The organism is Vibrio azureus (assembly GCF_002849855.1).
Taxonomy (GTDB): Bacteria; Pseudomonadota; Gammaproteobacteria; order Enterobacterales; family Vibrionaceae; genus Vibrio; species Vibrio azureus.
Genome location: NZ_CP018616.1, coordinates 1,723,034 through 1,735,365 on the forward strand (window position 1 = coordinate 1,723,034; position 12,332 = coordinate 1,735,365).

Below are 12,332 nucleotides of genomic sequence, written 5' to 3' on the forward strand. Positions count from 1 at the left end.
TCATAAGTTTACATTTGTATATTTATTAATCGGACAATAAGCATGGATCTCGATTTTGATCGCCACCATATCTGGCACCCCTATACATCGACACTCAATCCTCTACCCTGTTATCCAGTCGTTTCAGCTGAAGGTGTCTATATCACTCTTGAAAATGGCAAACATTTAGTCGATGGCATGTCATCGTGGTGGTCTGCAATCCATGGTTATAATCACCCTCATCTAAACCAAGCGCTAACACAGCAAATTGAATCCGTCTCTCACGTCATGTTTGGTGGACTCACTCATGAACCTGCGATCAATCTTTGTAAGCATTTACTCGCGCTAGCTCCGAGTAATTTGAATCATGTGTTCCTTGCTGATTCTGGCTCTGTTGCAGTCGAAGTCAGCCTAAAAATGGCATTACAATATTGGCATGCTAAGGGGGAGAACCGCCCCAAGTTCCTGACTCTCTCTCATGGTTATCATGGCGATACCTTCGCAGCCATGTCCGTTACTGACCCAAATAATGCCATGCATGGCTTGTATAAAGGCTTCTTGCCTGAACATATCTTTGCCCAATCACCCACATGTGGTTTCTGGGATGAATGGGATCCTGATGACCTAGCTGACTTCAAACAAAAACTGGAACAAAATCATCACAAAATAGCAGCCGTGATTCTTGAACCGATTGTTCAAGGTGCAGGCGGCATGAGAATGTACCACCCCATGTTTTTGCAAGGTGTCAGACAATTGTGTGACCAATATGGTGTGTTATTGATTGCTGATGAAATCGCGACTGGGTTTGGCCGTACAGGAAAATTATTCGCTTGCGAGCATGCCAATATACAGCCCGATATCCTATGTGTGGGCAAGGCACTCACAGGGGGCTATATGACGTTGTCGGCAACACTCACCAGTCAAGATGTGGCCGATACCGTGTGCTCTGGTGAAGCGGGCTGCTTTATGCACGGGCCAACCTTTATGGGGAACCCATTAGCCTGCTCTGTTGCTGTTGCAAGTTTAGAACTGATCCAGCAAGGTGACTGGCAACAACAAACCCAACACATCGAGCAACTCTTTGCACAACTATTACCAAAACTAGAAAGCTACGAAATGGTCAAGAATACACGTTGGTTAGGCGCTATCGGAGTCGTAGAAACTCACCAACCTGTCAATATGAAGATCATTCAAGAAGTGTTTGTTGAGCATGGGGTATGGATACGTCCATTCGGCAAGCTGATTTATATGATGCCTCCTTTTATCAGCCAAACAAAGCATATCGAAAAACTGATTAATGCTGTTGATGCTGCAGTTCAACGCCCAGAGTGTTTCATCTAAGCAGGGATATTAAGTGAGCTCAGAATACTCACGAGACCTAAGGGTGCTTGGTGCAAAACATGGTTTGAGAGTTCATCTCAAACCATGTGATTAAATAGATATTCTTACTTGGTGTTTAACTGCATATGCCCTGTTACCTTAGTTGGCTATCTTTACTGGCTCTGCGGTTGAATAATGCGTGACGTTGAGAAAGTAATTCGAGTGACGATTGGCATTCAATACATAAACGAACACCTTTCATTGCAAGTCGTCTTGCCTCTGGAATTGCCTGTCCACACTCATCACAGTAATGTGCGCTTTCAGCTTGCGAGATGTTTCCCCGAACGCGTGATATTTCATCATCTATCGTGTTTTGAATTTGTTGGCTGACACTGTCGTCATTTGCCCACCCTACGGCCATAAGCCCTCCTCATTATGTTGCAAGAGAAAATCTAATTACCTTGGTACGGCAGAATTATAGTCTTAGGCAGTTATTAAACAATGAGGCAAAATTCAAAAGCTCTTTTACATATACGTAATAATCAACCAAGCTCATACCTATCAAAAGGACGTTGTTATACCCAAGTAACCTCAAGATGCCGTCGACCTCAGCTCTCAGACTTGGTGATAGGCCACAGTATATTTAGATATAAAAAAACCCAGCTGAATCGCTGGGTTTCGAGAGTATTATTTTCAGAGAACATAATTTCTTACAACATTACTTTCCGAGAACATAGCTTTCCGAGAGAATAGCTTTCAAAGAACATAGCTTTCAGAAAATATGCTTAGGGCTGGTATTAACCAATATGTGTTACGCCGCCCATGTACTTCTGAAGTACCGAAGGAATAGCAATACGGCCATCCGCTTCTTGGTTGTTTTCAAGGATAGCAACCATCGTACGACCAACCGCTAGACCAGAGCCATTTAGTGTATGTACAAGCTCAGGCTTTTTCTCACCTTTACGACGGAAACGCGCTTGCATACGACGGGCTTGGAAGTCCCACATGTTAGAACATGAAGAGATTTCACGGTACGTTTCTTGTGCCGGTACCCAAACTTCTAGGTCGTAAGTTTTACGAGCGCCGAAGCCCATGTCACCTGTACAAAGAACCACTTTACGGTAAGGAAGCTCCAGAAGTTGAAGAACTTTCTCAGCGTGACCAGTTAGCTCTTCTAGCGCGTTCATTGAATCTTCTGGCTTAGTGATTTGTACTAGCTCAACTTTGTCGAACTGGTGCATACGGATAAGACCACGAGTATCACGGCCATAAGAGCCAGCTTCAGAACGAAAACAAGGCGTGTGAGCCGTCATCTTAAGTGGTAAATCCGCTTCATCAGAAATCGTGTCACGCATCAGGTTCGTCACTGGTACTTCTGCTGTTGGGATAAGAGACAGTTTACGTGGCTCTTCATCGCTGGCTTTCTCTGTAAGAGGCTCAGTATGGAAAAGGTCCTTACCAAACTTAGGCAACTGACCAGTGCCGAACAAGCTGTCCGAGTTAACCAAATATGGTACGTACATTTCTGTGTAGCCATGCTCGTCCGTGTGAAGGTCCAGCATGAATTGAGCAATAGCACGGTGTAAACGAGCGAATTGACCTTTCATCACAATGAAACGTGCACCCGTGATTTTTACAGCACTTGCAAAGTCTAAACCATCACCCATTTCGCCCAAATCAACATGGTCTTTCAATTCAAAGTCGTAAGACTTAGGCTCACCCCAACGAGAAATCTCAACATTGTCGTTCTCATCTTTACCATCTGGTACATCATCTGCTGGGATATTTGGTACAGAAAGAGTGAAATCATCTAATTGAGCCATAACCGCTTCAAGTTCCACTTTTTTCGCGTCAAGGTCGCTACCTAAAGTACCGATTTGCTTCTTGATTTCTTCTGCGCCTTCTTTGTCGCCCGCTGCCATTTTTTGGCCGATTTGCTTGGAGATGGAGTTACGCGTGGATTGTAAATTTTCAACTTCTACTTGAATCGACTTACGTTGCTCTTCAAGTTTACGAATAGTTTCTACGTCTAGCTTAAAGCCACGACGTGCCAATTTAGCAGCTGTTTCATCCAGCTCTGTACGAAGTAATTTAGAATCCAGCATTGTTAATCCTATGCTTTTTGTTGTGAAAGCACGCCTCTATTATTCCCAATAAAAGCGTTAAAAATTTGTATACCATAGCAAATAGCTCCTTGGTCAGGCTTTAGAGTAATATGACTCAATAAATGCCTAGAAGCTATTTAGGTATAAATGTATCCAAAAACGCCTACTTTTCATAGCGCTTTTGCTGGCTATTTGCATCTAAAGTAGCCAAGTACTCTAACTTTTCTCCAATTTTGCTCTCCAATCCACGATTTGTGGGTTGGTAGTAACGACGATCTTCCATTTCTGGTGGTAAATAACGTTCGCCAGCAGCATAAGCGCCCGGTTCATCATGTGCATAACGATATTGTGCACCATAGCCCATTTCTTTCATTAATTGAGTCGGCGCATTACGTAAATGATGCGGTACCTCATATTCAGGCAGATTTCGAGCATCACTGAGTGCTTGATTCCAAGCAACGTACACAGCATTACTTTTGGGGGCACAAGCAAGATACACAACCGCTTGAGCGAGGGCTCTTTCCCCTTCTGCCGGACCTACTCGAGTGAAACAATCCCATGCAGACAATGCCACCTGCATCGCGCGTGGATCGGCATTACCGATATCCTCGGATGCAATGGCCAGCAGGCGGCGAGCAATATACAAAGGATCACACCCGGCCGCGATCATGCGTGCTGACCAATATAAAGCCGCATCTGGGTTAGAACCTCTAATGGATTTGTGCACCGCTGAAATCAAGTCGTACCAAATATCACCTTTGTTATCAAAACGAGAGACTTTTTCTCCGGCGACTTCAGCGAGCAATGATAGCGTAATTTCTTTTTGCCCCTCTACATTGTCTTCTGCCATATCATAGAGCAGTTCAAGGTAATTGAGGGACATGCGGGCATCACCATTCACTAGCTCAGCCAAACGGTCTAATACATTATCGACAAAGTGTGCGGGTGTGTTACCTAAACCACGCTGTTTGTCACTGATCGCTTGGTTAAGCGCCAAGGTAATTTCTTGTTTATCAAGTGAGGTCAGTTTGTAAACTCGCGCGCGCGACAGCAAAGCGTTGTTGAGCTCAAAAGAGGGGTTTTCTGTAGTGGCACCTATAAATGTCACGGTGCCATCTTCGATATGAGGTAAAAAAGCATCTTGCTGAGATTTATTAAAGCGGTGAACCTCATCCACAAATAAAATGGTTCGACGCCCTGCCATTTTATTCTCACGTGCTTTTTCAATCGCTGCACGAATTTCTTTCACTCCAGAAGTCACGGCAGAGACTCGTTCAACTTCAGCGTTGGCATAATTTGCTGCAACTTCAGCTAAAGTCGTTTTACCTGTCCCCGGCGGCCCCCACAAAATCATCGAATGAACATGACCTGCCTCTAAGGCACGGCGAAGTGGTTTACCGGGGCCAAGAATATGTTGTTGCCCAATATACTGCTCGATGGTTTCTGGTCTCATACGAGCAGCAAGGGGACGAAAGTCTTCATCCCCTGAGAAATCTAATGTGTAATTACTCACTAATAATTAATTCCTTTGATCATCCACTTCTACGCCATCTGGAACTGTAAAAGTAAAGCGCTCTGCTTTGGGTTTGCCCAGTTTTACATTATTAAAAGTAAACAACCCTTTTTGACCATCTTGCTCAAGAACATTAAACCCTTTTACCATCCCTTTCACATCAATATTAATCTGAAATTGTCCTTGGGTAGAATCTACTGCAGTTGGAATAAGGGTAAACTGATCGCCTTGTTGAGAGACCTTATAGTTATCCCAATCGCTCGCACGGTTACGTGTTAACAAAATAAATGGCGTTTGCTCGGTTGCCTGCTCTTGCTTATAGATACTGACTTGTTCGATAAATGGGCTGTAATACCATAATGTTTGGCCATCAGAAACGAGCAAGGTTTCATCGGGAAAGGTCGTGCTCCAACGGAATTGATTAGGACGTGCAATTTCAACCGTTCCCTCGCCTTCCATCACAGTATCGCCTTCAGGGCTGATCACTTGTTGAGAGAAATTAGCACGGAACCCATCATTTTTGGCTAAACGCTGACTGAGTTCTTCTTTTGCAGACGAGGCAGAGGCCGTAGAGAGAAACATCGAACAGAAAACAAGCGCTGGAACAAGCGTTGCTAAAACAAGTTTTTTCATTAAAAATCCTATTGTTAAAACGACTCACCTCAGTTGGACTGAGGTGAGCTGGACAAGTTCATTAATCTTTCGGAGGTGCTGGAGCAAGGACCTCCCGGTTACCGTTATGTCCCGGCGAGCTGACTATGCCTTGAGCTTCTAACTGCTCAACAATCCGAGCGGCTCGGTTGTAGCCTATCTTGAATCGACGTTGAACACCAGAAACCGAGCCTCTACGAGATTGCACAACATGCTCCACAACCTGATCAAACAATGGATCCATCTCTTCTTCAGAGTCAGCTTGCTCGCCGGGCAACAAACTTTCTGGACCTTGATCACCACTGATGATCTCATCAATGTAATTAGGTTTACCACGAGCTTTCCAGTTATTCACCACTGCATGCACATCATCATCCGATGCAAATGCGCCGTGAACACGTATGGTATGGCTGGAACCCGGCGGTAAGTAAAGCATATCACCCATACCCAATAGCGACTCTGCACCACCTTGGTCAAGGATAGTTCGAGAATCTGTTTTCGTAGATACTGTAAACGCGACACGAGTTGGAATATTGGCTTTGATCAAACCAGTAATAACATCTACCGATGGGCGCTGAGTTGCCAGAATTAAGTGGATGCCAGCTGCACGAGCTTTTTGCGCCAAACGTGCGATCAATTCTTCAACTTTTTTGCCCACGACCATCATTAAGTCAGCGAACTCATCGACAACAACAACAATGTAAGGCAGCTTTTCAAGCAATGGTGGTTCTGCATCCATGCTATCGCCATCTTGCCAAAATGGGTCATGAATTGGGTGGCCAGCATCAGCAGCCATTTTAAGCTTTTCATTAAAGCCTTTCACATTACGAACCCCAAGTGCCGACATCAACTTATAACGCCGCTCCATCTCACCGACACACCAACGAAGTGCATTGGAAGCATCTTTCATGTCCGTGACCACTTCAGCAAGTAAGTGCGGTATGCCTTCATAGATCGAAAGCTCTAGCATTTTCGGGTCAATCATAATGAAGCGCAGATCTTCAGGAGAAGCTTTATAAAGCATACTTAAGATCATCACGTTAACGCCCACTGATTTACCAGAACCTGTGGTACCTGCGACCAAGACGTGAGGCATTTTTGCAATGTCCGCAATGACAGCTTCACCAGCAATATCTTGACCAAGAACAACCGTCGTCGGTGAGTTGGCTTGCTCAAATTGAGGGCTACTGATAACGTCAGACAAGAATACCGTTTGGCGGCTCATATTGGGCAGCTCTAAGCCGACGTAAGGTTTACCCGGAATTACCTCGACCACACGCACTGCCATAGCAGATAAGGCTCGAGCAAGATCCATCGATAGACCAGAAATACGGCTGACTTTCACACCCGGAGCTAAATCAAGTTCAAATCGGGTAATCACAGGGCCAGGGTAAATGCCAACCACATCGGCTTTGATCTTGTAATCTGCTAATTTGCTTTCCACCAATCGCGCTACATCCTCTAAAGCATCACGATCAATAAAGTTGTCACGTTTTTCCGGGTGATACAAAAGCTCTAAAGTCGGTAATGGTTCTTCTGGTACCGGCAGGTTAAGATCTTGCTGAACCAAGAATGGGTTTTGCTTTGCAGCTACTTTAGCTTGTGCACTAGAGACTAAGTTCTGGAATGCAGCAACATCTTGGTCTCCAGGTTGCACTTCTTCAATAACTTGAGAGTCAAGCGGAGACCCAACTTCAGTTGCGATGCCCGCAGCAGAAGTAGCATTCTCAGTCACCGATTGTTCTAATTGAACTGGTGATTCTGATTGCGCTGCTTGTTCTGACTGCACTGATGGCTCAGAATTCACGGATTCAGAATACTGAGCAGATTCAGGATGAACTGGTGACGGTTCAGGCTTCACCTCAGCAGTTTGAGCCATAGCTGGTTGGAAGGATGAATACTCATCGGGGTTTTGTTGCTGCCACTCTTGTTCTGTTGTAAACACATTTTCAGTATGTTGAGCCGTATTGTCCGCTTCTGACACTGGCAAAACAACCTCTTGTTTCTCAGTATTCTCCGTAAGTGGCTCAAACTGGTTTAGAGCTGAATGCACAGGCTGCTCTGAATGCGTTAGCTGTTCATCCCATTTTTCTTCATTAGTAAGTAAAGCGCTGCTCAATCCGTGGCGGTCTGTTGGTGAAGACTCAACAGTAGATGAATGGTCAACGGGTGTGCTGCTGACAAGTGTATCACTGTTTGGTGTATTACTTAATTGTTCTGTATTACTTAGCGGTTCCGAACTGATTGCTTCATCAAGCTCAACTCGAGAAGCGACTTGATGCGGTCTCGATTCAAAGTGATTCGGCATTTGGGACGATGACGAAGAAACCAGCGGCTCTTGAGTAACTGATGAGGAACCAGAAAGCAGTTCTTCAGAAGCGAGATCATCAGCTTGTTGTGCCGCCGCTTCTAAATCCTCAATCGTCACATTAAGCTGTTTTGTTCTGTCAACATTTAGGTCAACCGTTTCAGTTGATATCTGTCTTGATGCCTCGTTGGTAGACTGCACCTGTTGATGAGAAGCAGGAATCTGAGGTGAAGTGATGTTCGCTTGTGGTGTCACCAATTCTGCCTGATTTGAAGCAGAAGTTGGTGCTGCTTCAGCTATCGATTGAGGCATGTAAATTGGATAGCCTTGTGCTGATGCTTTTTCAGCTGACTTTTCTTGTTCGGTTACCGATTTGAAATGTGGAGAGAGCTCAGATTCATCAAGCTCGATATCCCTAAAGTTCGCTTCCCTATTATCGGTGCCAGCCATGTGGTCATTGCCAGCTTCTGGGCTCATCTCTTGGTCATTAAACTTTTCAAGCTGAGGCTCTAACACTTCTTGACCATTGCCTCGGATTTTATTAACCAGCGCTGAAGTCACAGAAAACGCCTTTTCACCCAGCCATTCAACAATTCTTAGCCAAGAAATGCCTGTAAACAGAGTAAAACCTGCTCCCCATAAAAAGAGTAAGACGAGTGTAGTACCAAGAACATTTAGAGTCGGCAAGGCAAGGCTGGTTAAAACATCACCAACAACACCACCGGAAGAGAAATACCAAATATCATCAAAGTTGAGATCAGCAAGTCCGCTACTGGTCAAAATCAAAGTAGCTAAACCCAGTAAACGTGTCCCCCATAACATGAGGTCGATAGACTCATCTGCTGAACGTTTGCGAAAAAGAACCCAAGCACCCGCAGTGAAAAGAAAAGGTAACAAGTAAGCCAAAGAGCCAAATACAAAAAATAGCGTATCCGCCAACCAAGCGCCAAACAGGCCACCAGCATTGTCAATTTGACCGCCCCAAGCGGTTTGAGACCAAGAAGGGTCCGCTGGGCTAAATGTAAATAAAGCGACGGCAAGTAATACCGAGCTAAGAACACCAACAATTAAGCAACACTCTTTCAAACGTTGGAAGCCATCCAAACGGCGTGATTGAGGCTCTTCATTGGTTTTAATGATGGTTTCGACTTTCTTTGCGCTCTCTTTGAACATAAATCAACTTGAATATGGAATTGGAATAATCTAAAAATCAGAAAAATTATCGAGCGGCATAACACCGCCCGTTCCTTTGATTTAACCATATCAAAGAGAAAAACCCAATGTTTCTATGCAGAAAGCAGAAACTATCTTGCTTTCGTGACAAAAACTAGCGAGTTTTAATCACAAGTTGACTGGATTGCTTCACTTCTTCCATCACGACATAAGTACGTGTGTCATTCACACCGGGTAAACGAAGCAAGGTGTCGCCCAATAAACGACGGTAAGCGCTCATATCAGCCACTCGTGTTTTTAACAGATAGTCAAAGTCGCCAGAGACAAGATGGCACTCTTGAATATCGTCTAACTTCTGCACGGCAGTATTGAACTGCTCAAATACATCCGGAGCACCACGGTTCAGAGTAATCTCGACAAACACCAGAAGTGACGCATCGAGAAATTGAGGATTGAGTAACGCGGTATATCCTGTGATATAACCTTGACGTTCTAATCGTCTCACACGTTCTAAACAGGGTGTTGGAGAAAGCCCGACACGTTTCGAGAGTTCAACGTTTGAGATTCGACCGTCTTTCTGCAGTTCATTGAGAATGTTGCGATCGATACGGTCTAGTTCCTTGGACGGCTTTTTGTAGTTATCTACCATTTTTTATTCCACCTTATTACTTCCTTGCAAAAAAATATACTACAACTTCTTAATATTTGGTGCCAAATTTTACAAATCTAACTCTATACTAGATATTAATTCGACAATAACACCCTACAAACAGTTAATACAACCATTATAGAAAGAGGATACAGGATGATCATTGGTGTACCTAAGGAAATTAAAAACCATGAATACCGAGTGGGCATGATCCCCGCAAGTGTCAGAGAACTTATCTCACATGGCCACCAAGTGCTAGTTGAGACTAACGCAGGGGCTGGTATCGGTTTTTCAGACGATGATTACATCGCTGTTGGCGCATCCATTCTTCCTAACGCTGCAGACGTCTTCACGCAAGCAGATATGATTGTAAAAGTAAAAGAACCCCAAGCAATCGAAAGAGCAATGCTCCGCGAAGGGCAAATTTTATTTACTTATTTACACCTAGCACCAGATTTTCCACAAACTGATGAGCTAATCAAGAGCAAAGCTGTCTGTATCGCATACGAGACTGTAACAGATTCTATAGGTCGTTTACCACTATTAGCACCAATGTCAGAAGTTGCAGGCCGTATGTCAATTCAAGCTGGCGCACAAACGTTGGAAAAATCACACGGTGGCCGCGGCCTTCTACTGGGTGGCGTACCCGGTGTTGAGCCAGCGAAAGTTGTGGTCATCGGTGGCGGTGTGGTCGGCGCAAACGCAGCTCGCATGGCTATTGGTCTTCGTGCTGATGTAACGATTCTCGATCGCAATGTTGATACATTACGTAGACTCGACGAGGAATTTCAAGGCCGTGCTAAAGTGGTTTACTCAACAGAAGACGCAATTGAAAAGCACGTCGTTGAAGCAGACCTTGTCATTGGTGCGGTACTGATCCCAGGTGCGGCAGCGCCTAAACTGGTCACAAAAGAACACATTGCAAAAATGAAGCCTGGTGCAGCAGTTGTTGACGTTGCTATTGACCAAGGCGGTTGTTTCGAAACCTCTCATGCAACAACACATGCAGAGCCTACTTACATGGTTGACGACGTTGTCCACTACTGTGTTGCAAATATGCCAGGTGCGGTTGCACGCACTTCTACATTCGCGCTGAACAATGCAACTCTGCCATACATCGTTAAACTGGCTAACAAAGGCTACCGTACTGCGCTCCTTGAAGATAAAGGCTTCTTAGAGGGTCTAAACGTCATTCACGGTAAAGTGACTTGCAAAGAAGTCGCTGAAAGCTTTGATTTAGAGTATGTTGAACCTGCTAAAGCCATTGAAATGTTTCACTAATATGCTTGTTTAGCTAACGTTAGCTAAATAAAGATAATGCTGAATAAAAAACGCCCAAGCGACTCATGTGCTTGGGCGTTTTTATTTTGTGATTTAGGTGTGAAATATTTTTCAACTTAAGCCAAAAAACTAACTAGGCTCACCCAAGTTAGCGCAGATTAAAATGTTCCGTGGCGTGACCGATTTTGGGCAAAATTCAGCCAAAGAAACACGATAGCCATGCGCTTGCAAAAATAATGCTTTATCCAAAGCAAGCCATATCTCTAGTGGCCTTTGAAACACTAACTGGATTAAGCTTAACCGTTCCATTTGCCAAAAGCGCTCAACCGCTAACTTCTCAAAATGGTCAGAGTCAACACCGTGCGCCAAAGTGAACCCTTTATACTCAGCAGCCCAGCGACACAATGATTCAAACCCTTCACTCAGTTGTGACTTACGTACGCTCGGTACTGGTTGATACTCTGTAAAATTAAGTACCTGACGAGTGATCAGATCAAAACCTAAGCGAAATACCATCTCTTGTTGCCGGTGGCGGTGTACGCGCTCTCCCCCAGTTACAGTTTGTTGCAAAGGAATTCTCAGTTCTTGCTTAGACAGTCTCAACGAAGAGTTTTGTGCTTGCGCAGAAAGCGGTTGATAAATATCCGATTGTATCAAATGGTAACAACAAGGTGACAACGTCATGGCAGTTACCCGACTTTGACAACCGTACTGCAGCAGCTTGACATGAAGGTCACCACAAGCATGCAAAGCAACCGCGTGCTGATTAGGTTTAAATACATTTTGGGCTTGGGAATCAAATGCATCTCCTTGGACAAAATGCATCCGCCAATGATGCGCATCTGCTGCGGATTGTCCGGCATCACACAGTGTATGTTGATATTCAAAACTCGTGACGGCTTGCTCAGTTTGAGTGGTTAATATACGCCCCAAATAGCCTTTTCCAGAACACCACTCTAACCACTCCTCACCTTCATGATGAAGTATTGCGGCTTCCCCCATCGCTCGAATTTGTTCCATTTTACGGCCAGGTATGCCGCTTTCAAGCCCTCTTTGTAACGTTAATCCCTGTAAAGGCAGTGGTTGAAGAGCACTCAGCGATATCATGGGTTTTAAGTCAGGCAGCCATTCGAGCACGATATCCTGTACACTTAAAGGATCGGTTTTTAACTGCTCAATTTGTGAAGCCGTTAAACCTGCTAACCACTGGCAAAGCTCTGGATGATCATTCTGCCAAGGCAGCGAGGGATCAATGCTTAAACTAAAAGGATCGAATCGCCAAAGAGCCTGATAATTGATCAAGCATTGGTTGATAGATTCAAATCGTTTTTTCATTTTTCCCTCACTCAAAGA

The 12,332-nt window shown here is 44.5% G+C and carries 9 protein-coding genes; 2 read left to right on the forward strand and 7 right to left on the reverse strand.

Features of this window, described 5'->3' with window-relative positions; all coding sequences use genetic code 11:
• The first annotated feature begins 42 nt into the window (after positions 1–42).
• Positions 43–1,320, forward strand: a complete 1,278-nt coding sequence (gene bioA / locus BS333_RS07875; RefSeq protein ID WP_021709492.1) for an adenosylmethionine--8-amino-7-oxononanoate transaminase — start codon at positions 43–45, stop codon at positions 1,318–1,320.
• Positions 1,321–1,453: 133 nt separating this feature from the next.
• Here bioA and BS333_RS07880 read toward each other — a convergent pair whose 3' ends face one another.
• From BS333_RS07880 to lrp, 6 genes are all read right to left on the reverse strand, one after another.
• Positions 1,454–1,720, reverse strand: a complete 267-nt coding sequence (locus BS333_RS07880; protein WP_021709493.1) for a DksA/TraR family C4-type zinc finger protein — start codon at positions 1,718–1,720, stop codon at positions 1,454–1,456.
• A gap of 376 nt (positions 1,721–2,096) precedes the next feature.
• The gene (gene serS / locus BS333_RS07885; protein WP_021709494.1) at positions 2,097–3,404 is read right to left on the reverse strand and encodes a serine--tRNA ligase; all 1,308 of its coding nucleotides are present in this window, start codon (positions 3,402–3,404) and stop codon (positions 2,097–2,099) included.
• Between the two features lie 163 nt (positions 3,405–3,567).
• A complete protein-coding gene (locus BS333_RS07890) occupies positions 3,568–4,857 on the reverse strand; it encodes a replication-associated recombination protein A (RefSeq protein WP_371860756.1) in 1,290 nt (429 codons plus the stop codon).
• A gap of 66 nt (positions 4,858–4,923) precedes the next feature.
• Positions 4,924–5,499, reverse strand: coding sequence for an outer membrane lipoprotein periplasmic chaperone LolA (gene lolA / locus BS333_RS07895; protein WP_033003667.1), 576 nt, complete (start codon positions 5,497–5,499; stop codon positions 4,924–4,926).
• A 112-nt stretch (positions 5,500–5,611) separates the two neighbouring features.
• Positions 5,612–9,049, reverse strand: coding sequence for a DNA translocase FtsK (locus BS333_RS07900; RefSeq protein WP_021709497.1), 3,438 nt, complete (start codon positions 9,047–9,049; stop codon positions 5,612–5,614).
• A 154-nt stretch (positions 9,050–9,203) separates the two neighbouring features.
• A complete protein-coding gene (lrp, locus tag BS333_RS07905) occupies positions 9,204–9,698 on the reverse strand; it encodes a leucine-responsive transcriptional regulator Lrp (RefSeq protein ID WP_021709498.1) in 495 nt (164 codons plus the stop codon).
• 156 nt (positions 9,699–9,854) lie between these two features.
• Here lrp and ald point away from each other — a divergent pair, with 156 nt between their 5' ends.
• Positions 9,855–10,979 carry an alanine dehydrogenase gene (ald, locus tag BS333_RS07910; RefSeq protein WP_021709499.1) on the forward strand — a complete coding sequence of 375 codons (1,125 nt, stop codon included), beginning with the start codon at positions 9,855–9,857 and terminating at the stop codon, positions 10,977–10,979.
• Between the two features lie 129 nt (positions 10,980–11,108).
• On the opposite strand, the gene BS333_RS07915 is transcribed toward ald, so the two are convergent.
• Positions 11,109–12,314, reverse strand: coding sequence for a methyltransferase (locus BS333_RS07915; RefSeq protein WP_021709500.1), 1,206 nt, complete (start codon positions 12,312–12,314; stop codon positions 11,109–11,111).
• Positions 12,315–12,332 lie beyond the last annotated feature (18 nt).